This window comes from Dyadobacter sp. 22481 (assembly GCF_052044875.1).
Lineage (GTDB): Bacteria > Bacteroidota > Bacteroidia > Cytophagales > Spirosomataceae > Dyadobacter > Dyadobacter endophyticus.
Map to the genome: position 1 here is coordinate 681,199 of NZ_JBQENV010000001.1, position 25,560 is coordinate 706,758.

Sequence of the window (25,560 nt, forward strand, 5' to 3'; positions counted from 1 at the left end):
ATGGTCAGGAAGGCCGGGGCTGGGGAACCGCCTTACTGATGAGCCAGCCAAATATCACACAACCAAAAATCCCGACGCCAGGGTACAGGAAGAAATGTACCCAGCCATTCGCCTGCACAAAATACAACAGCACCGCGCTTATGAAAAACCCGGCGAGAATGCCAGTGCTGTTAATCGAAGGGACGAATATCCCCGCCACGAACATCCCGGCCAGGCAGCCGCCGAATATCCCGATCAGTTTCAGGTACTGGTCCCAAATGCTGTTGTTTTCTATAAAAACCAGCCAAACGGCAATTCCGATCCCGGCCGCGCCTAGTACCAGCGTCGTGTAACGTGCAAAGCGGAAGCGTTGCAGATCGGTGGATTTTGGCACAAAATGCTGGAAAAAATCGGTAGTGACCACGGTGGCAATGGAGTTCATCGAGGAACTGATAGTGGACATCGTAGCCGCGAAGAGCCCCGCGATCACCAATCCGCGCAGGCCAGCGGGTAGTTGTGTGGAGATAAACCAGGGGAAAATATCGTCGGTGCGCGCCATCGGGTTCAGCAGGTGAGGTGACTGTCTGAAATACACCCACAATGCCGTCCCAACCAAAAAGAAAATCAATGTGGCCGGAATGACGAGAAATGCATTCGTCCAAATCGAACGGCGGGCTTCGGCTTCCGTAGGAGTGGTGAGGTAGCGTTGCACCACCACCTGATCGGAAGTGTAAGTGACGATTTGTGTTAAAAAATTACCCACCAAAACTACCCAAAGCACCGGCTCGGTGATAGCCCAGCCGCTATTCACCATGTGGAATTTGCCGGCGTCACCCGCTTGTGTAAATAGTGATTCAAAGCCTCCTGAGGCATTTGCAATAAAAAACAAGCTGATAAACGCCCCGCCGAGCAACACCCCGACTTGCATTACTTCCGTCCAGACCACGGCTTCGATCCCACCCGAAATGGTGTAGGCGGTCGTAATAAGGCTGGTGAGGGTGATGCACAGCATGAGGTTCATCCCGGTGACCGTGCTTAGTACCAATGCAGGGAGGTAAATCACGATCCCCAATCTTCCTACCTGAAAAACAACAAATGTGAAGCTGCCCACCAGTTTGACGGTTTTATTGAACCGGAAATCGAGGTATTCGTAGACGCTGGTGATTTTCAGTTTGCGGAAATAGGGCAGGAAGAACCAGATCACGATCGGTGCCACGACGATGATCATCGCATTGGCAAAGATGTAGACCCAGTCGGTAGCGTAGGTTTTCGCGGGGATGGCGATGAATGTAAGCGCGCTGAGTTTGCTCCCGAAAATGCTCAGTCCGGCCGCCCACCAGGGAATGTTCTGGCCGCCGAGGAAAAAATCGTCTGTGCTGGCGCTCATCTTGCGCGAAACGTAAATGCTAATGCCCAGTACCAGCAAAAAGTAAACCGACACCACGCCCCAGTCGATCCCATTGAATGTGCCGGTACTTACTACCGGACTGCCCGCCACCACGCGCGGCGTGCGGATGCCCGGTTGCACCTCGCCCGAGGGGATCACCGGTTGCCCGTTCCACGTCACAAGCGGCGTAGTAACCGCTCCCTTACCTTCCGAAAATGTCCCCAGCGATGCCCATGTGTCGGTAATGCTGTGGTAGGCCATGATTTCGTTGCGAAAACCGGGATGGTCCTCTTTAAGCTCCATTACCCGTTGGGCATTGGCACCATCATCGCCACCCACTACAAGCAGGTGCGACTGCCCGGCCGCATATGCGGGGGAAGGTGCGGCAGCCACGGCGTTCGGCAGGTCGGCAAGGCGCTTCCAGCTTTTCGAGGCAGGATTATAGGCAAGGCATTCTTTCAAATAGGTGCGCCGGGCGACACCGGCATGATGGTGCAACTCTACGCCGCTGAACAGGAAAAAACGGCCATCCTGTGCACCCGCAACGGCCAGCATGCGGCCATTGCCGGGGATTCGAGGCAGTTCGTGCCATTGTTTTTTGTGTAAATCAAATTCCCAGAAACGGTTCAATGCATGGGTGTCGGACGGAGCGGTGGTGCCCCCTGCCACATATATTTTGTCGCCGAGCACCGCGCCGGACGCATAGGCAAGGGGAACCGGTGGCGCCGGGAGTAGCGTCGTGGTAATCCGGCCGTCCTTCCAATTCAGATAAAATGCCTGCTTGTAATGCTGTGTACCATCGGCGCCTCCGAGGCAGAAAATGCCTTCCGGGGTTGTGAGCGAAATGCCGTATCCCATTGCCTGGGGCAATTTACCCGCGTTCTTCCAGGTTCCCGACGGATTTTCCAGCACAAAAATATCGTCATACCAGGTTTTGGGCGCGTTACCCCACGGTCCGGCGTTGCCCGGGAAGTTGGCACCGCCCGCGACGATCAGCGCGTCGTTACTGACGCCGGCATAAGCACCCGCAAACCCAACATCGTCAGGAAGCGGTGGAAGGCTTTTCCATCGCAACGGCGAAGGGCCGACCAATTGGGCATTGGAAGTCATAGTTTGTAGGAAAATAGTCAGGAACAGCAGTAAGCGGGTCATTGCGTCATTCGGTTATACACTCATTCACTCATTTACTCATTCAATCATTGTCCCAGGAATTTGAAGAACCCGATTTCAGTGAGCTGGCGATTTAATTCCTGGTATTGCTCGTCGGACAGGGTCACGAGCGGGAGGCGGCAGGGACCCATATCGAAGCCGAGCATTTTCATCACGGCCTTTTGTGCGGGAATCGGCGGGTACTGCACCACGATCCGCACCATCTCGACGCAGAAAAGCATTTGCTTCCGCGCCTTTTCCATCTCGCCCGCTTCAAAATACTCCCTTACTTTCAGATAAAGAGGTGCTGCGAAGTTGAATGTACTGCCGATGCACCCTTTGGCACCCATCGACAATGCGGGCAAATGATTTTCATCAAAACCATACAATACATCGTATTTGCCGCCTTCGTGATTCAGGCATTCCTGGTATTCCCAAAGCGTAGCTGCGGTGTATTTCACTCCGGCGAAGTTGGGGATCTGCTTTTCGGCAATGCGCATGAAGTCGAGCACGTCTACGGAAAAGCCGGTGAGTGAAGGAATATGATAATAATAAAAAGGTAGCTCTGGTGCACCTGCCGCAATGTCGGTCATGCAGTCGGCCAGGTTTTGCACGGAAGTAGGTTTGAAATAGAATGCTGCGACGGACGAAATGGCGTCTGCCCCCGCCTCTTGCGCGTGACGTGCCAGCTTGCGCGCTTCCGCAATGCTTGCATGCCCTACGTGTACGATCATGCGCAGGCGGCCTTTACCGGCTTGGATGACGGTTTCGGAAACCTGCATCCGTTCTTCGAGTGTCAGATTGGGACCTTCGCCGTTGCTGCCGCAAATGAATATGCCCGAAATACCGGTACTGATCAAATGTTCGACTAATGCGGGCAGCAGCTCGTAATGCACGGAGCCATCAGGATGTAAGGGAGTGAAAAGCGCGGCGATGAGGCCGTCGGTGTGTTGGATGGTATTCATGTGGATTGATAAACTTGAAATTCAACTATTTGCGGTCCCCGAACAACCATTGCGGGGTGATGGTTTGCAGCACGATCTGCTCATAGGCACCGGTTTTTCCCGCTTCGTAAAGGCACAGGATATTGCCGTCGGGCAATGCCGCCATGCTCGAATAGGCCGATGGGCCGGGGAAAATGGTCCGGATAACCGGCCAGGTTTTTCCCTCGTCGAAACTGGCGCGCAATGTCAGGTTGTGCCGTTTGGTAGTGCTGGCAGGATTGAGGAAGAGCATTGCACTACTCCCTTTCGGACGCTGGTACCGGATGATCGACGCCTGACATACCGGTTCAACGAGCTCGGGAATGTCTTCGGGGGCCGTCCAGCTAACGCCGCCATCGTAGCTTACCGACTGCGCCAGCCGCCCATGGCCGAAATAGGAGCGCATATTCATGAGCAGCGTGCCGTTGCCGTCGGCCACTTCAATTACCTGACATTCATTCATTTTGGGTGTGATCGTCCCGCCCAGCTGCCACGTTTTACCGTGATCGTCGCTGTAAATGGCGTGCGCGCCGTATTCGAACGGGCCGTTACGGACCTTGCCGTTCGGGTCGTCGTAGCTGAAATCGCAGGGGATCACCAGCCGGCCTTTGCGCGGACCGTTTTTGATTTGTATGCCAATGCCGGGTCCGGTTGCGTACCAGCCCCACTCGGGTTTCTTGGTAGTTTGGGTTATTTCAACCGGTTTGGCCCAGGTGGCACCGTGGTCGGCGCTGCGGGAGAGCCACACCGTCCGGGTCGACTCGGATTTTTTAATGATAATGTCCTTTTCGGGTACGTCGCCCCGGTTTTGGGTAAGTAGGAGGAGAATTTCGCCTGTTTCCTCGTCGAGCACCGGGCAAGGATTGCCGCAGGTATTGGTACCATCGTCCCAGACGACCGTTTGCGGCCCCCAGGTTTTGCCATTATCCGTCGAGCGTTTCATGAGCAAATCAATATCGCCGGCATCGCCGGTGCCGTCTTTGCGGCCTTCACAAAACGCGATCAGTGCACCGTTTCTGGCTTTGATCAGCGACGGAATGCGATAGCTTTTGTAGCCGCCTTCACCTGCGCTGAACAATGCACGCGTTTCGGGAATGTCTTGCGCAAATGCCCTAGTGGCGCCCAGGACGATCAGGATCAGCAATGTTCTTTTTATCATATCAAAACATCAAATAAAATTCTTGAAAAGTAAAGGTTAATAATCCGCTGTCTGGACCAATAGCTTGTTATTGGCTAGAACCGTCGTATTGAGCGGCCAGAAAAGCGGCGTTTTCTTGCCCACCAGGTTCGGTACAAATTGGTACACATCGATGGTGCCTCCTTTGTGAAACCTTGCGAGGTCGTACCACCGCTTATTCTCGAAAAAAAGCTCCCGACCACGTTCGTCGAGGATTTCCCGCTCCACGGCTGCCTTTGTTTTTGCTCCCGCGTAGGCGCCGGTGCCTGCCCGCGTGCGGATTTTGTCGAGGGAGGCGATCGCCTCCTCCATTTTGTTAAGAGCTGCGTAGGCTTCGGCTTTCATGAGATAAATGTCGGCGAGGCGGAAAATGATGAGCTCGTTGTCGGAAATGCGGTCGTCGGAATATTTGGTACCGGGGTATTTGGTGATCCAGGAAATCTTCGGGCCGGAAGTTTGCCGTTCGGTAATCCAGGTGTACGGAATGCGATTGTCGGGGGTGCTTTTGCTAAATAATGCCCGCGACGGCTGGCTGATCTGGTAGGCTCCCTGGCCGGTGGTGGAAGTTTGGGTGTAGGGCAGGCTGTCGAGATTGACGGCACCCTGCACGATCGTCAGGAAGGGTAATGCATTTACGCCATAATTGCCGCCCGTTTCGTCCCGGCTGAAATAGGCCGATAGCATGACTTCCGGGTTATTGGGTGCCCGCAGGCCTGTCACGTTTTTGAAATCCGCATTCAGTGAAACGCCCGAAGCTTCTGCTTCCGAAATAGCCGCGATAGCCGTATTGAAATCCGCATCGCCGCCGCCGAGTACTTTGGCGCTCCACAAACTGGCTTCCGCTTTGAGTGCCTGCGTTGAGCCATATGCGAAGCGGTATTTGCTTGGGTATGAAGCCGCATTGAAATTGCCCACAGATTTGTAAAACCCGATTGCTTTATCCAGGTCCCCCTGAACCTGCTTCATCACTTCGGCAGCCGTAGAGCGTGGCAGTAACGGCACATTTTCGTCCGTCACCGCTTGCAGCATCAGCGGCGCGTCTCCGATAATGCGGGTCAAATGAAAGTAAAAATAGGCGCGTAGACTGTAAGTTTCGGCGAGAATGCGCTTTCTGAGATCGGGATTGCCGGCGAATGGGAAGGCTTCTATCCTCGCCAGCAGCAGGTTGCAATGGCCGATGGCCTTATACCAATCGTTGTAATTGATAGCGCCGGAAGTAGGGGTGATGATCTGCGACCATGCCACGCCGAAACGCGAGTTGGAGCCGGCGATCAACTCTTCGCTGCGCTCGGTACCGTAGCTTACATTGTTTGCAAAAGTTCGCATGTAGGTATAAATCCCCGTCAGGTATGGTTCAAAATCGCCTTCATTCTGAAAATAAACCGCCTCGGTGATGCTCGACTGCGGCTTCACGTCCAGCAAACTGTCGCAGGCACTCAGGCTTGTGAGAGCAAAAGCGGTTAGGGTGAGGAATTTAATTCTTGGATTCATAATACTTTCTGTTAAAATCTGAGCGTGGTTCCTACCGAAAATTGGCGCGGGCGCGGGTAGCCCACGGCGTCGAAGCCGGTGTAAGTTTCCGGGTTAATGCCTTTGTACCTGGTGAGATAACCGAGGTTGTACACGCTTACGAACACATTCATTCCGGTGGAATGGATTTTTTTGAGCAGGTTTTTGGGCAGGTCGTAGGCCAGTGAAAGCTCGCGCAGGGCCAGGAAATTGCCCTTTTCGATCATGGCCGATACGTCGGATCCATAGCCGTTGTTGTTGCCCAAAGTCGCCGAGCGGAGGTAGTTGCGCTGGCCGAAATCGGCATCTGCGAATGAGAAACGGGCATATTTCTTACCGGTATCGCCCGATTTTTGCCAAATGTCGGGCCCGAGTGCCTGCGAAGGCGCCCCTTCGTTGAATGCCCTTCCGGTTCCGAGCGAGCGGGCCAGTGCGCCGTTGCTGATCATATGCCCGAGCGCATAGTCGACGGCCACTCGCAGGGACAGGGACTTATAAGTAAAAGTATTCTGCATTCCGCCGATTTTGTCGGGGTTGCGGTAGCCCATGAACACCTGGTCTTTGGTGTCGATCACCCCGTCGTTGTTGAGGTCGTCGAAGATGAAGTCGCCGGCGTGCTTCCCGGTGGTAATGCCGGAGGGTGAAGCGAGGTTGTCTTTTTTGGTAGCGTTCCAGGCCTTGGCCTCCTCCTCGGTCGAGAATACGCCCAGCACTTTGTAGGCGTACAATCCAAACGGCCGCTCGCCTTCTGCCAGTCCACCGGCTTCTACGTTTTTGCCTGCGGCGCGGTCGTAAACAAGATCGCCGCCTTGCCGGTTTTTAGCCCGGCCGTTGTCGGGTAGTTTTTTGATAGTGGTCTGGTTGAGGGCAAATGAAAAACTGGATCGCCACGTAAATGCGCCGGCTTTGATCACCGTCGCGCCCAGTTCTATTTCAACGCCTTTGTTTTGCAGGGTCCCGTTATTGTAAGTAATGGAGGGGAACGGCGCTTCGGAAGGCAGTGGTTTCGATTCTAACCTGTTTTTTGTGAGTTTGTTGTAAAAATCAACCGATAATGTAACCCGGTCACCGAACAGCGCTGCGTCGAGTGCGAGGTCGGTGGTTTCGGTGAGTTCCCATTTAAGGTTCGGGTTCGAGAGATTGGCCCTCAGGATACCGGAGCCCAATGCGTACGTCGCTGCGGAATAGCCACCGTAGGTATCGGTGAGGCTCAGGTCGCTGGAACCGGCCTGGCCCCAGCTTGCGCGGAGTTTCAGCATACTTACCGGTGCGATGTTCCAGAATTTCTCCCGGTGGATGTTCCAGCCCAGGGAGGCCGAGGGAAACAATGCATATTTGTTTTGAGGGGCGAAATTGGAGAACCCATCGTACCGCAATGCGCCGCTGAGCAGGTATTTCCCGTCGTAATCATAATTGAACTGCCCGAAGTAGCTCGCCGAACGGCTTTCCGAAAGGGAGGTCCTGAAATCCGTCACGTTGGTGTTCACCACGCCGTTGATGACCGACGTCGAAGGTTCATTAATAGTATAGATGTAGTCGCTCGTAGCGCGCTGCGAACCGATATTGATAATGCTGTTGGTGGATTTGGTAAAATTGAAACCCGCCAGGAATGTAAAGTTATGGGCATCACGCAGGCTGAGGTCGTATTGGAGGATCTGGTCGATCATCAGTTGCCGGAAGTTGTTGGTATCCTCATTCTTCTGGCGCTGGGTACCGGGCTGGATTTCGGAGGCCGGTGTGCCTTTCCGCATAAACATATACCGATAATCCTGCATTAAATAGGAGATGGCCGCTTTGTAACTCAATCCTTTGGCGATTAGGAGGTCACCGGCAATGCGTGAAATGACCCGCTCGGTGGAGGACCGGACGTCGTCGTATTTCAAAGTGTGGAACCGGTTGCGGGTTGCATAGTTCTCGCCGGGCGTCGGGTTACCGTCGTCCTTGTATATGCGTATGAGCGGGGTCAGGCGCGTGCCGCGTGTGAGCTCGTTCTGAAATGCCTCCACGTAATTGGGGAGCACATTCTGGTAGTTCACCATCGCATCGATCCGGAAATTGTCGGCCGCTTTGAAACCGAAATTGCCGAGCACATCGTATCGTTTGTATCTGGTACCTGCGAACGTACCTGCCTGATTGGTATAACCTGCCGACACATTGTAACTCGCCCTTTCGCTGCCGCCGTCGACGGATAGGTTGTGGTTTTGAGTAACGCCGGTGTTCCAGAGCATGTCCTGGTAATGATTGTCAGCAAAAAGCAGCTTCGTACCTGGGTTGATCGGGTCATCCATGGTCTGCCACCCGTTTGCCAGCAGCCGGTCGACGTAAGGCTGGCCTTCTACGGCTACGATGTTGTCGTACAATGCGGTGAGGTTGATATTGTTCCCGTATTGCCCCGGCGTGGTATAAATGCGTGTTCCGGCCGAGAAACCCCCGTTGTTAAGCAGGTTGTTTTTGTCGATAGGGTCGAAAGTCGCCTGGACTGTCTTTCTTGCCAATGCGAGGTAATCCCTCGCATTCAGGTATTTATAATCCCGCGCATTGGTTTCCCAGGTTGTGCGGTGGTTGAGGGAGATATTGGCTTTGGTATTGAACTTTCCCCCTTTGGTTTTGACGACGATCACGCCGTTCGCACCTCGTCCACCGTAAATGGCTGTCGCCGCGGCGTCCTTCATCACCTGAAACGATTCGATATTGTCGGGATTGATGTCACTCAATGACCGGAACACGCCATCCACGATCACCAGCGGCCCGCTCGACTCCGAAGTCCCCACGGAATTGCCGCCCGAATTGCCTAACCCTGTCCCATAAACGTTGAGCTTCGTCCCGCCACGAATGATGATATTGGTCGCCCCGGCGCCCGGCTGCCCGGAATTGACCGGTACCGACACACCTGCCATTTTGCCCTGCATAGCCTGCACAGGGTTGGGATTAGAAGTATTTCTGAGCTCTTCAGTCCCCAGTTTCGACACCGCAGCGGTCGTTTTTGCTTTGGATTGGCTTGTATAGCCCACCACCACAACTTCGCTAAGCGCCTTTTCGCTTTCCGAGAGGGAAATATCAATTTTCGAACGGCTTGAAATGGCTACTTCCTGAGGATCGAAACCGACGTAGGAGAAAACCAGACGGCCCGTGGCTGGTGCCTGTATCGTATACTTTCCATCGGCATCGGTGGTGGTACCGGAGGAGGTACCACCGAGGATAATGCTCACGCCCGGCAGGTTCTCGCCCGTCCCGGCTGATCTGACGGTCCCGGTGATGGTCAGTTGCTGCGCCGTGACGACCGGAGCCAGGAGCAACAACGCACAGCCCAGCAGGACTACCGCGTACACTTTCTTCATAGGATCGAATTTTAAAGAGTCAGGAATTTGATATGTTTATTAGTAGTTATGTACTACATAATAACAAAGATAGAAGCTTTGCTACTGAACATCCAAATATTTATTCAGAAAATAATGCAAAATATGGTGCCGTTGCGCGGTTTATAGTCGTTGTTGCATCCCCACGGGAATTGATGTCCGTTTTCTGCCGATGTTACATGTCTGACGACATTTTGCGATCTGCCATCAATCTTCCACTAATAGTCTGGTAATGCAAAATCGCGTAGCGATGTAATATACCGTTTCAAGCTTTCAAACGGTCGAAGTGTGGCTTTAAATGCGCCTTCATACCTCGACGAAAATCTTCCGAATCACCTGTTTTTAATATTTCAACCAAATCGTGATGGGTAACCTTGCCCACATCCGCCTGGCCATTGACCTGGATCTCATAATCGAGCACATATTCGAATACGGGCAGCAGCATTTTCTGGAAACGCATATAAGTGTCGTTTCCGGTCATCTGGTAAAGCTTGCCGTGGAAAGCGATCTCATGTTCTACGCGGAAGGGCTTCTGCTGCTTGTTTACCTCCTGGGCAACAATCGTTTCAAGGGCGGTAATGTCTTCCGGGGTTTTGCGCAGGTAAATGAGGTCGGCCAGGCCCATTTCCAGTACGAGCCGCAGTTCGAAAATGTCTTTCAATGTGTTTTTACCGAGGATCAGCGGATCGAGGACGCGTTCGAGCGAGCCGAGGATATCGGGTTGGGTGAGCACCATCCCGCGTTTTTTGCGGGTATCGATCATCCCGAGCATGCGCAGGCGGCTGAGCGCCTCACGCACCACATTCCGGCTCACGCCCAGGGCGTCGGCCAGTTCCTGTTCCTTGGGCAATGCGTCGCCGGGTACGAAGGATTTCCGTTTCAAATACTCACGCAGCCTCGACTCGACCATGTCGGCCATGGTAGAAGCCCCCAAAGGCTGGATATCGTTTTTCAGATCATTCATAATTGCAATGGCCAGGTGCCGGGTCGGAAGAGAGATTTGGATGCAAAGCTAATAATTCCTTTTGTAGGACATAACAGAAGCGCCGAATTTACCCACCCTGCGAAAACCTTTGACCGTTAAATAAGTCCACAAGTAGTATTAGTTTGGCTACACCTTCTATGATCTAATTTGTAGAAAATATAAAACTAATTCTATATAAACGACATGGTGAATGCCGATCGGGTGATTTGTGAAGGGTTGGTAACGGTCGGATTTACCAGCCATACTTGTTACCCTGCATCCTCTTTTTTTCACTTAAACCATCTACACCATGTTAAAAGTTACTAGCAATGCCCTTCAAACCACTCGTTTAGGTGGTGCTCCCGAGGAAACCAACTCGATGTTCGGTCCGCTGACCGACCTGATCGGTACCTGGGTGGGGCGCAAGGGCTGGAACCTCGTGGCCGTTCCTAACCAAAGAGGCGGCTTTATTTTGCTTGTGCAGCCCTACACCGAAATGCTCACCGTCACGCCGTTGAGCACACCTACGCCCAACCGCGGAACGCACATCGTGCAGCAGGTACCTACTTTGCTGTACCAGCTCACGATCCATAGCAATATCGATGGCAGTTTGCTACACGCAGAGAACGGAACGTGGCTGCTGTTGCAGGATTGCCCGGACGAATTCAGCATTGCCCGCCAGGCATCTGTCCCGCATGGGGATTCATTGCTGGCACTGGGCGGTTCGTCTGTCAACGGCGGGGCGCCCAACATCCCGGCGATCAGCACATTGCCGATTACCGGCCCGGGTTCGAAACCGCTGGGCTACACCGACCCTTACCTCACACCGCAGGAAGGCTTCAACAAGGTGAACCCGAATGCCACTTTGCAGGATGCCATTGCCGGTCAGACGATCACTTCCACCACCACCATTTCGGTGAGCACGGCCAACAAAGGCGGGATTACCAACATTCCCTTCATCGTTCAGAACGCTAACACGACCAGTTTTGAGGCAACTTACTGGATTGAAACCGTACAAAACCCGAATACCGGCGGCTCGTTCCTGCAACTGCAATACTCGCAGACTTCCATCATCGAGTTTATCCCGCAGTTCCACGATCCTGCTAAGCTCATCCAATGGCCGCACGTGAACATTAACACGCTGGTGAAACAATAAGTAATACACGAAACCTTCACGATAAATACGACATACATGGCGCAACCAGCAGATCATCATTTTGATGTGATCGTGGTCGGGGGAGGGGCAATAGGCCTCTCCACCGGTTACCATCTGGGAAAACGAAAAGCTAAAACACTGGTTTTGGAGCAGTTCAATTTCAAAAATCAGCTTGGCAGCTCAGCGGGCGTTTCGCGGCAATACCGCATTCCGTATCCCGAAGAATATATGGTGCAAATGGCGCTGGACGCGCAGCCGTATTGGGACGAGCTGCAAACGCTGACGCCCAAAACACTGCTCGACAAGGTTGGGACGCTTTGGTTCGGTGATCCTTCGGTGCATTCCACCGAGGGTAATATTGCCGAGGCCGAGCAGGCACTCAAAGCATTGAGCGTGCCTTACACCAGCCTGACGGCGAAGGAAATCGAGTCGCAATACCACTTCCGGAACCTGCCCGATACTTATACCGGCCTTTTCCAGGCGGATGGTGCGAGCATCGATTTCCGTGCCACCATCGAAACCCTCTACCAGGCCTGCGAGCGGGACCCGTACACGACCCTGCACGAAGAATCGCCGGTGACAGCGATTGGGCAGGACGGAAAGTTGTTCAACGTGACGACGCCGAAAGGTGTTTTTACAAGTGAAAAACTGGTGTTAGTACCCGGGCCGTATATTGATAGCGTGATCAACCTGCTCGGGTTTACGATCGAAGCGACCTATTGGAATATGTCTTCGGCCTATTTCAAAAAGACGGATCCGAAAATCCAGTACCCGACCTGGTTTGTGTTTCAGAATGCGATCGGCTCGAACGGTAACCAGTTTTATGGCTTCCCAGGTGTGGTTTGGGACCATCCGGAGTACATCCGTGTCGCACCCGACTTTGTGATCGATCCCCTCACAAGTCCTGAGCAACGGACGCTCGTACCTAACCCGAAGGAGCTCGCCTACACGTCGGAATGGGTCAGCGAGCACATGACAGGCCTCGATCCGACGCCCTATTTTACTTCGACCTGCCTTATCGCGCTCAGCAAGATCGCGAACAAGGAGCTGCTGATCGATTTTGCGCCGCCTTATGTGCCTAATCACCACAACATCGTGGTGTATGCCACAGGCTGGGCTGCCAAGTTTACCCCGTTTTTAGGTAAGATACTGACCGAGCTGGCGCTCGACGGCCATTCCACTTTCGATATCTCGCCATTTAAGCTGGGTTATAATTATTTCAAAGCCATTTAAAACCATCAACATGAACAAAAACACGCCACTTAACAACGGAATAAAGCCTGGTTTACGGACGGAAGTCGCGATCATCGGCGCGGGAACCTCGGGCCTGTACAGTGCCTACCGCCTGACCGACACCGGCAAATACACCGGCGAGCAGGTGCAGATTTTCGACATGAGCGATCGCCTCGGCGGCCGCCTCGAATCGGTAATCCTGCCCGGGATGAACTTCTGGGGCGAGCTGGGCGGTATGCGCTACCTCACTTCACAGCAGATCGTGACTACGCTTATTGAAGGCTATCCGCTGACGGAAAAAGACCTGAGCAAGCGCACGCCGGTACTCAAAGACCATATGACGCCCGTTCCGTTCCCGATGGGCAACCCGGCTGATCTGCTCTTTTACCTCCGCAAGCAACATTTCAAACAAAATGCCTGGAATGTAGCACAGGATAAAGGAGAGAAACTCGTGACCCGCTACTACCTCAACGACGACGACATCGGTTTCAGCTCCGACCAGCTTTTCAACAAGATCATCTACGACGTGCTTGTGGCCGATCCCTGGTTTGTAGCTAATTATTCCGACAAGGTTACCAAAGGGCCTACACAATATGATTACGGTTTCAAACTGACCAGTGAGGATTGGGACCAGGTGAAGCCTAAACTCACCTACAATTTCCCGGGGTCGCCCTATGATGGCCGCAAGGTGAACGACCTCGGTTTCTGGAACCTGATCAAAGACCAGATTTCGGAAGAGGGTTATAGTTTTGTGGCGAATGCGGGAGGTTATTATTCCAACACGATCAACTGGAATGCCGCAGAGGCATTTCCTTATATGGTAGGAGATTTTTCGGCCGATGTGACTTATAAAACGATCGAGGAAGGTTATGATAGCATCGCCTATGCGCTTGCGAATCAGTATACAGGCATTCCGGGCGCGACTATCTGGTCGGAAAACAAGCTGCTGACCTTCTCGAAAGGCCATGAGCTGCGTGACGATTACCGCTACGAGCTCACTTTCCTGAATATCCCGAGCAACACCCTGTGGTATGCTTATGCCAACCACATTATTCTCGGAATGCCGCGTAAATCGCTGGAACTGCTCGATCAGCAGAATTTCTTTTTCAATTCCAATGAAAACACCGCTCTTGACCGGAATATCCGTTCGGTAATCATGGAGCCTGCATTCAAAATCCTGATGGGCTTCCGTGAGCCCTGGTGGAAACAGCTGGGTATCGACTCCGGGCACTCTATTACCGACCTGCCGATGCGGCAATGCTACTACTTCGGCACCGATCCGCAGAACAACAACTCGATGCTACTCGGCAGCTACGGGGATATGGAAACCGAGACATTTTGGAAGGCACTTTCGGATGATACCGTGCTGTTCAAAGTAAGCGCGGCGGCATCGGCCTCGCTGGTGGAGCTGAAAGCCCTTGAAAGAGAGCAGGCTACGCAATTGATGGTGAATGAAATTATGAATCAGCTGCGTGAATTGCATGGTGCACAGGTGGAAATCCCGGAACCATACGTGACCTATTTCCGCGACTGGTCCGACGATCCGTTCGGCGCAGGGTACCATGCCTGGAAGGCCGGTGTGCCGGTTTGGGACGTCATGCCTTACATGCGCAAGCCGGATGCAGACGAGCATATTTATGTTGTTGGTGAGGCCTATTCCGATCAGCAAGGGTGGGTAGAAGGAGCGTTTTGCGAAGCGGAGAAAATGCTGGAATCACATTTTCATCTCCTGCGCCCGGATTGGTTAAGCAAGACCTATTATATGGGCTGGTAGCGATTCACGCAATCCGGCTGTCCGGTAAGAGTCTGGTTTGAACCAGGTATTGAAACGAAAAAGGGCACCTCGCATGTGAGATGTCCTTTTTCATAATTGGCTTGATCTAAATGTAAACCTCAGAGGCTTACATCACAATAATGTCTGGTTTCATAGCAGATTCAGTTTTAACCGTGGTGGCTTAAAAGTATGTAATGATACAGAATTCAATTTACAATTTCAAATGTATTGCCCGACTTGAATGTGCCTTCTTTTATGTCATGTTTTGAATAGGTTCTGACAAATACGCTTCCCAAGCCCGTTAGTTCGTGCTTGCAAATTACTCGTAGTTCAATGATGTGATGTTCATTGTCATTGAGGATGGTGGAGATATCGTCCGTTGTCAAAAACCAGAGTGCGTACTCGGATTTTTCCCCAACTCTGAACGGTGCTACGTAGTTGTACTGGTCTTTTATGAGCGTGAGGGGTTCCGTCCGGTGGTTCGTTTTCCCCTCGGGACCGGTCATCGGGATCTTTTGAATCACCTCGACACGAAGGTCAAACGCTCTGAACAAGGATCTGTTGATGATTTTGAAGCAATACCACTTGTTCGACCGGCAACCATATGATCTCACATGTGTCGCGATATGACGGGCTATTCTTATCCGTGGACGAAACAAAAACAGAAGCGCAAAGAGGAATACGAAGGAGGTTATGAAACCGGAAAGTATGTCGGCGATAAACGACTGGCAGAAGACTTTCTGCTCCAAAAAGATAAGTGTTTCATTCATAATTCAGGTTGATGAAAGTTCTTCAATGTCATAATTTGCCGGGGCAACGGGGCATAAGTATAAGTCAGCCTACGGAAATTCTTATTCGGCGAATTAGCGGAAGGCTGGTACTAATGAATATCTGGTTTACGGTAGATAATAGGTTACCGATTGCTTTGATACATCTGATAAATCCGAAATTCCAGATCATCAAAACCGCTCCCTATGACCGCGTCCAGACGTTACCTTCATGCATATATTATTGCGGTGGTTTCATGTATAACACCGGCTGCCGCGCAGGACAAGACTCATTCCGTCCGTAGGGGCGCCAATACGCCGGAGCAGGAGTTGGCCGGATTTCATCTGCCCGAAGGGTTTGTGATAGAACTCGTGGCCAGCGAGCGTGACAGCGTATTCAAGCCGATCGACCTTACGTTCGACGATGCGGGGAGGTTGTGGACGCAGACGGCCAGAATGTACCCCCTCGACCCGATTTCAGACATTCGCTGGGAAGATCTCCTGAAATTGATGGACGATGAGAATGCCCAGCGTAATCATCCCAATTTCAAACGCGTTTTGCAGCTCTACAAAGGCGAAACCAAAGGAGTGGACAAGGTCATTGTGCTTTCGGATATCTACGGAAAGGGGCCAGCGAAACCGACGGTTTGGGCCGATGGACTGACGATCCCGATGAGTATCCTGCCGTACCGCGACGGCGCGTATATCGCCCAGGGATCGGAGCTGTTTTTTATGGATGATACCGATAAAGACGGCAGGGCCGATAAGCGCGTGCCGCTCTTTACCGGTTTCGGGTTCACGGATACGCACACGATGGCGCATGCGCTCGTGCGGGCGCCGGGAAACTGGATCCATTTCAGTCACGGCGCGCTCAATAAGGGACGCGTGAAGTCGCTGGTGAGTGGTGATAGTTTGAAAATCGATTTCAGTAAAATAGCGCGTTTTACGTCCGATGGCCGGAAAATGGAACTGGTAAGCGTGGGACTGAACAATATATGGGGCTTTCAGTTGCGGGGTAATGGGCAATGGTACGGGTCCGAAGCGAACGACCTGGGCTATTCGGTGGTCCCGATGGAGCCGGGAACGGCGTTGCCGGGCATAGGGAATGAAAAGTTGAGGCCTTATCAGCCATTTATGCCTGCATTGCATTCGTTCCGCGTCGGTGGTACGGGCATTTCGGGGACGGCGTTCGCGGACGATGCATCCGGTTCATTTCCCGAGGCGTTTCGCGATGTGGCGTTCCTGGCCAACCCGATCACGAGCTCTGTTAATGCGGTGAAAGTTGTGAGAAATGCGGATGGCACTGTTTCCGCCGCCCATTTGCCCGATTTGCTTACCTCGGAAGATGACTGGTTCAGGCCTGTGAATATGGAATTCGGGCCAGATGGCTGCCTGTACATCGCCGATTGGTACAACAAGATCGTTTCCCACAACGAATTACCCACCACGCACCCCGACCGCGACAAGACACACGGCCGCATTTGGCGGATTCGCCATGTGACCCAGCAGCCGAGGAATATTCCTGATTTTTACGAAATGCCTGCTTCTGCTTTGCCGGAGCATTTGCGCGCTCCCTCGCTTTGGGCAAAAAGGGCCGCCTGGCATCAGATCGCCGACCGGCCACGCGAAGAAACGAATGCGCTGATCCCGGCCATCACCACCATAGCCGCGGACCGTACTGCCGACGACATTACAAGAATCCACGCGCTCTGGTGCCTCGAAAGTTTACAGCACTTCGATGCCGCATTAATGGGCAACCTGCTCGCCGAAGCATCCCCCGCTATCCGGCGCGAGGCGGTACGGTCATTGAGTAGTTTTAAATTGAATGGTGCTGAAATTGCGGCGCTGGTGAAGATTTCGGCAGACGATTCCGATCCCATGGTGCGCTCGCAGGTATTGCGCACGTTGGGCGAGGCGGTCGAGCTGGATAGGGCGGGTATTGCCATTCTTATTGCCGCTTGCAAGCCGGAGTTGGCGGGCGAAATGCTCGGCGGGCCTTATGAGCGGAGTTTCGAAAGGTTTTTGGCAAGAATGGCCCTTGAAAAACATTCGGAGGCACTAAACCGCTTCATTTCCGGGCCGGATGTGGCTAGGGTACCTGTCGAAAACCTGCTCTGGGCGACCCAAGCATTGCCGAAGGACGATCGGGAAGAGGCATTCCTGCGTTTCTGGCCAGAGGCACATATCGAAAAGCTCGACGAGCCTACGTTTACCAGCATTACCGCGATGCTGTCCAATAAAAATGTGCTTTCAGCGATCAAACCGGCCTTCGAGGCACCCCAGGCGACGCAATATGTCCGTTTTGCGATCGATAACCAGGCACAGGTCCAGTCGGCGGAACTGAATGGCTTGCTGGCTGCGCCGGTATCGCGGCTTTTAAAAAGTAACGATCAGGCGGAAGTCGACCTCGGGTTCGATGCAGTCGGGAGGTTTGGAATGCGTGATGCAGTAGGTCAGGTGCTGGCCGTGCTGGACCGCGATATGCCCGCGTCGTCGGTCAAACTGGCGTTGAAAGCGATCGACGCGAATCCGGCTTTGGGCAAAAATGCATTGGTTAAGGTCGTTAACAACGGCAGCCGGGAGTTCGATGTGCGCGCCTATGCATTGACGGCGCTGGCAAAGACGGATCCCGCATCGGCGAGGCTGGCCGCTCAAAAGTGGGTATCAAAGCTGGACGGCGCGGAAAAAGCAGCGCTAGCGAGCATGCTCCCATCGTCGCCCGCCGGGGCCGATCTTTTGATTTACCTTATTAAAAACAAACAACTCAGTGGAAGCTCCCTGGACGTCCCTACTGCCGAAAGGCTGGTGGCTGTTCGCCGGAACGCGGAAACGGCAAGCCTGCTAAGCCGGGCGAAATCTGCGGAAAGTGAGAAAAAGAAGGCATTCAAAACCAGACTAGACAAATATATGACCATAGCCGGGCAGCAGAAAGGAGATGCGGAAACGGGCAGGGCCCTCTTTCAGACCTGCCTGAACTGTCATCAGGCCGGAGGTAAGGGGCAGAATATCGCGCCATCGCTGGACGGCTCGGCGAGCCGGGAAAATGAGGCATTGCTGACGGCCATTCTTGATCCCGATGCCGCCGTCGAAAGCGGATACACTGTTTATAGGATAAGTAAAAAGGACGGGACGAATTTCGAAGGCTATCTGGTGAGTCAGGACAAACGAGGCACCACGCTCGCATTCATGGGAGGGGCAACTACCTTCATTCCAGCCGGGCAGATCAAAAGCCAAGGCGCGCTGGGCGGTCGGTCATTCATGATTAAGGGACTGATCGACACCTACTCCGACCAGCAGGTAGCCGATTTGTTGGCCTATATCCGTACATTGAAATAGCTATTTATATTAATCAGAACGAAGTTTGATCGGTACCGGCTCCGTACGGTGTTTTTTAGTTATGAATAAAAATTTTAAAAGACTGATAACGATTGCATTGTGTGCCATATGCGCTGCATTTACGACCTCACTGCTTGCTGCGGATATTTACGTTGCCCCGGGTGGGAGCGATCGTAACGCGGGCACGAAGGAAAAACCGTTGGCGACCCTTGAAGCTGCGCGCAACAAGGTGAGGAGCATGAGCGGAACAGTAACTGTGTTTCTGCGGGGAGGCACGTATTATTTTTCAAAACCGGTCGTTTTCGGGCCGGAGGACTCGCGGGCGGCGGGGCAAGCGGTAACCTACAAAGCCTTTCCCGGAGAAAAAGTCACAATTAGCGGTGCGGCAGTTGTCCCGGTTAAATGGTTGGAATACAAGGGTAATGTCAAGAAGGCGACTATCGGCGGCGATTATATTTTCGACCAGCTGTTTATTGGCAGGAAAAAACTGCACATGGCGCGTTACCCGAATCTTGACCCGGCGGTCAGCCATTTCGGCGGCTATTCGGCCGATGTGCTTTCACCAGCGAAAATCAACTCCTGGAAGCGGCCGGAGGGTGCCTTTATCCACGCCATGCATAAGCACGAATGGGGCGATTACCATTACCGGGTGACAGGGAAAACCGGCGACACCACGCTGGCGCTCGAAGGGGGGTATCAGAACAATCGCCAGATGGGCATGCACGACAAGTACCGTTTCATCGAAAACCTGCTCGAGGAGCTCGACGCGCCTGATGAATGGTACTATGACGCCCCTTCGCGTACGCTGTACGTGTATGCGCCTGCGGACGCCCGCGAGGTGCTGACGCCGCAGATCAGGCATTTGTTCGAATTCCGCAGCACCGCGCAGAAACCGGTTCGGAATATCCGTATCGAGGGTTTTGAACTTGCGCATACCCTCCGCACTTTCATGGAAACCAAAGAACCGTTACTCCGGAGCGACTGGGCCATTTACCGTGGCGGAGCGGTGTTGCTGGACGGTACCGAAAATTGCGCCATTCGCAAGTGCCATTTCAATGCGGTGGGTGGCAACGGGGTGTTTTTCAGTAATTACAACCGCGGTGGCGAAGTTTCCGGATGTCATTTTGAAGAAACCGGAGCCAGTGCGGTTTGCTTTGTGGGCGACCCCGGCGCGGTGCGTTCGCCGAGTTTCGAATACAACCAGGCGGTGCCTTACGACCGAATGGACAAGGCTCCCGGGCCGAAAACCGATAATTACCCGGCCCAATGCAGAGTTTACGATAACCTGATGCACGGCCTGGGGCGCGTGGAGAAGCAGGTCGCCGGCGTGGAGATTTCGATGAGTATGGATATTACCGTTAGCCACAACACGATCTACAACATCCCGCGGGCAGGCATTAACGTGAGCGAAGGCACGTGGGGCGGGCATTTGATCGAGTTCAACGACGTGTTCGACACCGTGCTGGAAACGGGTGACCATGGCTCGTTCAATTCCTGGGGACGCGACCGGTTCTGGCATCCGGTGCGGGAACGGATGGACAGCCTCGCTGCCGCCCATCCCGAACTGATCCTTCTGGACGCAGGCAGGACGATCGTGATCCGTAATAACCGCTTCCGTTGCGACCATGGGTGGGACATCGACCTCGACGATGGCAGTTCCAACTATCATATTTACAATAATTTGTGCCTGAATGGCGGTTTGAAGCTGCGGGAAGGTTTTCAGCGGGTCGTGGAAAATAATATTATGGTTAATAACTCCTTCCACCCGCATGTGTGGTTTGCCAAAAGCGGTGATGTATTCCGGAAAAATATCGTCACGAAACCCTACGCGCCGATCCGGGTAAATGAATGGGGCAAAGAGGTGGATTACAACCTTTTCCCCGACCAGCCAGCGCTTGAAAAGGCCCGCTATAATGGTACCGATGCGCACAGCCTGGAAGGTGACCCGATGTTTGAGGACCCGGCAAAGGGCGATTACCGCGTGAAACCGGGCAGTCCGGCATTGAAATTGGGCTTTGTGAATTTCGCCATGGACGAATTTGGCATCGTCTCTATCGAACTGAAAAGCAAGGCCGCAAAGGTGCCTCTTCCGGCGATCAAAAATGGGACCGACAGCAAAGCCGTATCCGCGATAGCCTGGCTGGGCGGCCAGTTGCGGAATGTAAATGGCCTGGGTGACCGATCGGCCTATGGGTTGCCCGATGAAAAGGGTGTGGTAGTAGAAGCAGTGGCTGAAAATAGCTTGCTTGCACGTGCAGGCATGAAGCCGGGTGATGTGATACGGGTCCTGAACCACCGCGATATTGCCAATGTGGCGGAGTTGACAGATATTTTTCAGGAGATCAACTGGATGGGCGAGGGGGAAGTCGCGTTTTTCCGGAACCAGGCTTTGCATAAGTTGAAAGTACCCTTTAAATAGTCGGCGCCGATTCTGTTATATTTGAAGTTCCGCCCGTAAAAAAACGGGCGGGCAAGATCGTTTCGTTTCGGAAATATGTCAGAAAAGTGGGTTATGCGGGTGATGAAACGCGTATTTTCAAATTTGGTTAAAGCCTTGCTGCCGGTGCTATGCTGTGTGGCGCTGGCAGGTAGCGCCATTGCCGGTCGCGCTGCCGACAATGCTGCGGGACGGGTGCTGCGCTATTCGATCCGCGAGGGGCTTTCGTTTGGCGTGGTGAATAGTATCGCACAGGACAACGACGGGCTGATGTGGTTTGCAACAGGCGACGGTGTCAGCCGGTTCGACGGCACTGCATTCAGGAATTTCAAATATGACCGCAACGATCCGCACAGTTTGCCAGGTAACTATGTCAAATCCATTCTCCGGGACAAAAACGGTACGATCTGGGTTTCCTCGCGCGAAGGCATCGGGGAGTTTGTGCCTTCGAGCCAGCGTTTCAACAAGTACAAACCCTATCAAACCAAAGGCGGTGTCGGGAACGACGTGAGCGATATCAGCCAGGGGGCGGGCGATCACCTTTGGCTTGCATTAAATGGCTCTGGTTTCGCTTCTTTCAATACCAAATCCCATCGATTTACACTTCATAACCAGCAAACGCTTCCCGGCCTTTTTACGAATTCCATTCTTAATGTGTTCGAAGATTCGCAGGGAATGTTATGGCTCGGCTCGCGCGATAATGGGATCGAGGTTTGGAAACATGATGGCGCCGGAAAGCTGGTGAAGGCAGGGCTGGACGTCGGCAGGGTATCCCGTGCGCGGATCAATGCGCTTTACGAGGACCATTTGCGTAACGTCTGGATCGCGTCTTCCCGTGGCCTGATCCTCTTCAAAAGGAGCGAAAACCGGTTTTATGACTTGCATATCAATACATTCCATCACAGCGACATCTATCTGTCGCTGATAGAGGACCAGCAGCAGAACCTGTTGATCGGTGTGCAGGATGGCGGGATTTATAGGCTGGCATTATCACAATTGGGTTCCAGGTCGCCGGATGCGCTCCTTTTCGAGCAGGTACGTGATAAGGACAATAAGGGCATTACGCAGCGCTCGGTGCAGTCGCTTTACATTGATAAGGACCGCAATGTGTGGCTCGGCACCTACGGCGAAGGCGCGTACCTGATCAGCGCGATACCGGAGAAATTCAGGAAGTTTGAACAGAAAACCATCGATTCCCGGGCTGAAAGCTATTTGCGTTACTATGGCATGTGCGCCGACAAGGATGGTAACCTGTGGATCGGCACCGATGGCGACGGCATTTACAAAACAACTGCTTCGGGGGAAGTTTTAAAGCATTATGCGGCCTCCACAACGCCCGGCATGCTGCCGGACGGAGCCGTAATCGCCGCGCACCGCGACCGGCAGGACCGGCTATGGTTTGGGACGTATTCCAAAGGCCTGGTCCGGTACGATCCTGCTACGGATACTTTCAGACGTTACGCGCACGACCCGTCGGAGCCGTATTCGCTGGGCGCGAACGACGTTCGTGTCATTTATCAGGACCGGCGACGTAATATCTGGGTCGGTACAAATGGGGGAGGGCTTAGCCTGCTCGATGAACGGACCGGTAAGTTCCGCAATTTTATCCCGTCCAACAGCTCCATTAATGCGAACGACGTGCGTGCGATCGCGGAGGATAAGTATGGCAATCTTTGGATCGGGACTTATGGCGGCGGGCTCAACTACCTGAATACCCGTACGATGCGGTTCGAGTCGTGGTTCAATGCGGCCGGTAAGGAGCCCTATTTGTCCAACAGGATCATTTTCTCCCTGTATATGGATGGTCTCGACCGGCTTTGGATCGGATCGGAAGGGAACGGGCTGTTGCTGTTTGATACCCGCGCGAAAACGGTGCGGTTTTTTGACGAGAAGCGCGGTTTGGCAAGCAATGTGGTCAATGCGATCCAGCCGGAAAGTGCGGGAAAAGTTTGGTTAAGTACAAATAAAGGTCTTTCAAGAATCGATGCGACAACCGGCTCGATCGAGAATTTTGACACCAGCCACGGGCTGCAAGGCGGGCAATTTAATCCTGGTTCTGCACTTTATAATGCCGAAAGCGGCCTGATGAGCTTCGGGGGGACCGAGGGCTGGAACCTCTTCGACCCTACGCAGGTGCGGGCGTCGCGGTATCAGCCGAAGGTGATGATCAGCGGGATCAGAATATTTGGTAAGGACAAGGAGGGCAACGAGGCTATTTCACTTTTTGAATACCTGGGTAAATCCCGCCGGTTTTCGATCAAACCCGACCAGTCGGTATTTGCGATCGATTACACGGCATTGAACTACGCTTACCCGGAACTTACACGCTACGCCTACATGCTCGAAGGGCTCGACAAGGATTGGAGTTATGTCGAAAACGAGCGTTCGGCGACCTACCGCTACCTACCTTCGGGCAACTATGAGTTTAAGGTGAAGGTCGCCAATCAGGACGGTGTCTGGTTTGAAGACTATGCCTCGCTGCCGATCCGCGTGATGCCGCCCTGGTACCAGAGCTGGTGGGCGTATTTCCTCTATATACTCACCATCGGGCTGGTGCTTTACTACTACCAGCAGTATAAGCTGGGGCAGGAAAAAATGAAGTATGAGGTGCAGCTGGCACATTTGGAAACGCGGCAGCAAATGGAGCTGAACGAAAAGAAGCTATCGTTTTTTACGAATGTTTCGCACGAGTTCCGGACGCCGCTTACATTGATCATCAACCCGATACGGGAGATGATGCAGTCCGCTGGGGCGGCTAGCGCCGACGTCCCGTCGGTGCCGTCAGCGACGACGAGCATGCACATCATTTACCGCAATGCAAAACGCCTCCTCAGCCTGGTGGACCAACTCCTCCTCTTCCGTAAGGCCGACCAGCAGACCGACCAGCTCAAACCGGCCGTACACAACCTTCCCCAGCTGGTTACCGAAGTTTTCCAATGCTTCCTGCACCAGGCCGAACAAAAGCATATCCGCTATGAGCTGGCCGTTCCCGAAACCGAACTGGAAGTGACCTGCGATTGGGAAAAAATCGAAATTGCGGTCTTTAACCTGATTTCCAATGCCATAAAATTTACGCCCGAACATGGGACTGTGAGGGTGCAGGTGCTCGATCTCGGGGAGCAGGTGGAAATCGTTGTGAGCGATACCGGGCCGGGCATTCCGGCGGACGCGGGCGAGGATATTTTCAAGGTCTTTCATCAGTATGCCGACCGTCGTTTTGCAGCCAAAGGTGGCTTTGGGATCGGTTTATATTTAGCCAAGACATTTGCAGAAAACCATTTCGGGCAGCTGAGGTATGAATCGGAGCTGGACCGCGGCACGACATTCCATATTTCGCTTTGGAAAAACCATCCCGAGCTTGCCAGTTTTGCGCGCGGAGGCGAAATGCGCGATTCGGTGCTGCTGGAAGAGCTTTCGGAAGGGGTAATGCCGGTAAAAACGCCCGCTATGCCCGACTGGCAGAGCGAACTGCTGGATATGAAGGAACCTTCGACCGAAAGCCACACCATGCTTGTGGTGGACGACGATCCGGAGATAAGGCAGTACCTGGGCTCCATTTTCTCGGGAAAGTACAAAATGTTTGAAGCAGGAAGCGGGGAGGAGGGCCTTGAACTTGTACGCAGGCATTTGCCCGACATCGTGATCAGCGATGTGATGATGGGGGGCACTTCCGGCATCGAACTCTGCCGCCAGATGAAACTCGATATGGCACTGAGCCATATCCCGGTGATCCTGCTCACGGCCAGTACCTCACAGGATGTCCGTTTGAAAGGTATCGAGGGTGGTGCTGACGACTATATCGGCAAGCCGTTCGATAAGGATATTCTCGTGGCGCGGGTGGCATCGATCCTCCGCAACCGCAACGACCTGCAAAGGTATTTTTACAACGAAATCACCTTGCAGACGAGTGATTTCAAGATCTCGGCCGAATATAAGGAGTTCCTGAACGAATGTATCCGCATTGTAGAAAACCATATCACCGACCCGGCATTCAATGTGAAAGTGCTCGCTTCGGAGATCGGGATGAGCCATTCTACGCTTTACAACCGCATTAAATCCATTTCCGGGCAGTCGGCGACGAGCTTCGTCCGTTTCATACGCTTGCGCAAGGCTGCCCAATTGCTCATTACCACGGACATTACGATCAGCGAGACGGCATTCAGTGTTGGCATCAACGACATCCGCTACTTCCGTGAACATTTCCAGAAACTGTTCGGGATGAAGCCATCCGAATATGTGAAAAAATTCAGAACGCCTTTCCACGAGCAGATGACAATCGACAAGGATCTTTTCCGCAAAAGAACCGTGTAGTAGGTTGTTTATTGGAGTTTCCCCAGCTTTTCATGCCTGATT

13 protein-coding genes are annotated in these 25,560 nt (G+C 53.2%); 6 read left to right on the forward strand and 7 right to left on the reverse strand.

Annotated elements, in window-relative coordinates; translation table 11 throughout:
- Positions 1-4 precede the first annotated feature (4 nt).
- From ACTJJJ_RS02525 to ACTJJJ_RS02550, 6 genes are all read right to left on the reverse strand, one after another.
- Complete coding sequence (locus tag ACTJJJ_RS02525; RefSeq protein ID WP_440701387.1) at positions 5-2,518, reverse strand: sodium:solute symporter family transporter; 2,514 nt, start codon at positions 2,516-2,518, stop codon at positions 5-7.
- Between the two features lie 44 nt (positions 2,519-2,562).
- Positions 2,563-3,480, reverse strand: coding sequence for a dihydrodipicolinate synthase family protein (locus ACTJJJ_RS02530; protein ID WP_426294938.1), 918 nt, complete (start codon positions 3,478-3,480; stop codon positions 2,563-2,565).
- Between the two features lie 25 nt (positions 3,481-3,505).
- On the reverse strand, positions 3,506-4,657 hold the full coding sequence (locus tag ACTJJJ_RS02535; RefSeq protein WP_440701388.1) for a sialidase family protein: 1,152 nt from the start codon (positions 4,655-4,657) through the stop codon (positions 3,506-3,508).
- A gap of 36 nt (positions 4,658-4,693) precedes the next feature.
- Positions 4,694-6,166, reverse strand: a complete 1,473-nt coding sequence (locus ACTJJJ_RS02540; protein WP_440701389.1) for a RagB/SusD family nutrient uptake outer membrane protein — start codon at positions 6,164-6,166, stop codon at positions 4,694-4,696.
- Positions 6,167-6,177: 11 nt separating this feature from the next.
- Complete coding sequence (locus ACTJJJ_RS02545) at positions 6,178-9,522, reverse strand: SusC/RagA family TonB-linked outer membrane protein (RefSeq protein WP_440701390.1); 3,345 nt, start codon at positions 9,520-9,522, stop codon at positions 6,178-6,180.
- Positions 9,523-9,805: 283 nt separating this feature from the next.
- Positions 9,806-10,504, reverse strand: coding sequence for a FadR/GntR family transcriptional regulator (locus tag ACTJJJ_RS02550; RefSeq protein WP_188931003.1), 699 nt, complete (start codon positions 10,502-10,504; stop codon positions 9,806-9,808).
- Between the two features lie 310 nt (positions 10,505-10,814).
- On the opposite strand from ACTJJJ_RS02550, the gene ACTJJJ_RS02555 reads away from it, so the two are divergent.
- Genes ACTJJJ_RS02555 through ACTJJJ_RS02565 form a run of 3 tightly spaced genes read left to right on the forward strand, consistent with a single transcriptional unit; the run spans position 10,815 to position 14,667 of the window.
- Complete coding sequence (locus tag ACTJJJ_RS02555) at positions 10,815-11,660, forward strand: heme-binding protein (protein ID WP_229221735.1); 846 nt, start codon at positions 10,815-10,817, stop codon at positions 11,658-11,660.
- A gap of 36 nt (positions 11,661-11,696) precedes the next feature.
- Complete coding sequence (locus ACTJJJ_RS02560; RefSeq protein WP_188930996.1) at positions 11,697-12,893, forward strand: FAD-dependent oxidoreductase; 1,197 nt, start codon at positions 11,697-11,699, stop codon at positions 12,891-12,893.
- A gap of 10 nt (positions 12,894-12,903) precedes the next feature.
- The gene (locus ACTJJJ_RS02565; RefSeq protein WP_440701391.1) at positions 12,904-14,667 is read left to right on the forward strand and encodes a flavin monoamine oxidase family protein; all 1,764 of its coding nucleotides are present in this window, start codon (positions 12,904-12,906) and stop codon (positions 14,665-14,667) included.
- A gap of 206 nt (positions 14,668-14,873) precedes the next feature.
- Here the strand turns inward: ACTJJJ_RS02565 and ACTJJJ_RS02570 are convergent, their stop codons facing one another.
- A complete protein-coding gene (locus ACTJJJ_RS02570) occupies positions 14,874-15,437 on the reverse strand; it encodes a hypothetical protein (protein WP_426294932.1) in 564 nt (187 codons plus the stop codon).
- 204 nt (positions 15,438-15,641) lie between these two features.
- On the opposite strand from ACTJJJ_RS02570, the gene ACTJJJ_RS02575 reads away from it, so the two are divergent.
- The 3 genes from ACTJJJ_RS02575 to ACTJJJ_RS02585 all read left to right on the forward strand — a co-directional run bounded on the left by ACTJJJ_RS02575 (position 15,642) and on the right by ACTJJJ_RS02585 (position 25,518).
- Positions 15,642-18,770, forward strand: a complete 3,129-nt coding sequence (locus ACTJJJ_RS02575; protein ID WP_440701392.1) for a PVC-type heme-binding CxxCH protein — start codon at positions 15,642-15,644, stop codon at positions 18,768-18,770.
- 61 nt (positions 18,771-18,831) lie between these two features.
- On the forward strand, positions 18,832-21,189 hold the full coding sequence (locus tag ACTJJJ_RS02580; RefSeq protein ID WP_440701393.1) for a right-handed parallel beta-helix repeat-containing protein: 2,358 nt from the start codon (positions 18,832-18,834) through the stop codon (positions 21,187-21,189).
- A gap of 75 nt (positions 21,190-21,264) precedes the next feature.
- The gene (locus ACTJJJ_RS02585; protein WP_440701394.1) at positions 21,265-25,518 is read left to right on the forward strand and encodes a hybrid sensor histidine kinase/response regulator transcription factor; all 4,254 of its coding nucleotides are present in this window, start codon (positions 21,265-21,267) and stop codon (positions 25,516-25,518) included.
- Positions 25,519-25,560 lie beyond the last annotated feature (42 nt).

What these genes read in the sequence shown, in the direction of transcription:
- ACTJJJ_RS02535 (WP_440701388.1), bottom strand. Translation starts at nt 4,657, where the DNA reads ATGATAAAAAGAACATTGCTGATCCTGATCGTCCTGGGCGCCACTAGG.
- ACTJJJ_RS02550 (WP_188931003.1), bottom strand. Translation starts at nt 10,504, where the DNA reads ATGAATGATCTGAAAAACGATATCCAGCCTTTGGGGGCTTCTACCATG.
- ACTJJJ_RS02540 (WP_440701389.1), bottom strand. Translation starts at nt 6,166, where the DNA reads ATGAATCCAAGAATTAAATTCCTCACCCTAACCGCTTTTGCTCTCACA.
- ACTJJJ_RS02565 (WP_440701391.1), top strand. Translation starts at nt 12,904, where the DNA reads ATGAACAAAAACACGCCACTTAACAACGGAATAAAGCCTGGTTTACGG.
- ACTJJJ_RS02530 (WP_426294938.1), bottom strand. Translation starts at nt 3,480, where the DNA reads ATGAATACCATCCAACACACCGACGGCCTCATCGCCGCGCTTTTCACT.
- ACTJJJ_RS02575 (WP_440701392.1), top strand. Translation starts at nt 15,642, where the DNA reads ATGACCGCGTCCAGACGTTACCTTCATGCATATATTATTGCGGTGGTT.
- ACTJJJ_RS02525 (WP_440701387.1), bottom strand. Translation starts at nt 2,518, where the DNA reads ATGACCCGCTTACTGCTGTTCCTGACTATTTTCCTACAAACTATGACT.
- ACTJJJ_RS02545 (WP_440701390.1), bottom strand. Translation starts at nt 9,522, where the DNA reads ATGAAGAAAGTGTACGCGGTAGTCCTGCTGGGCTGTGCGTTGTTGCTC.
- ACTJJJ_RS02555 (WP_229221735.1), top strand. Translation starts at nt 10,815, where the DNA reads ATGTTAAAAGTTACTAGCAATGCCCTTCAAACCACTCGTTTAGGTGGT.
- ACTJJJ_RS02560 (WP_188930996.1), top strand. Translation starts at nt 11,697, where the DNA reads ATGGCGCAACCAGCAGATCATCATTTTGATGTGATCGTGGTCGGGGGA.
- ACTJJJ_RS02585 (WP_440701394.1), top strand. Translation starts at nt 21,265, where the DNA reads ATGTCAGAAAAGTGGGTTATGCGGGTGATGAAACGCGTATTTTCAAAT.
- ACTJJJ_RS02570 (WP_426294932.1), bottom strand. Translation starts at nt 15,437, where the DNA reads ATGAATGAAACACTTATCTTTTTGGAGCAGAAAGTCTTCTGCCAGTCG.
- ACTJJJ_RS02580 (WP_440701393.1), top strand. Translation starts at nt 18,832, where the DNA reads ATGAATAAAAATTTTAAAAGACTGATAACGATTGCATTGTGTGCCATA.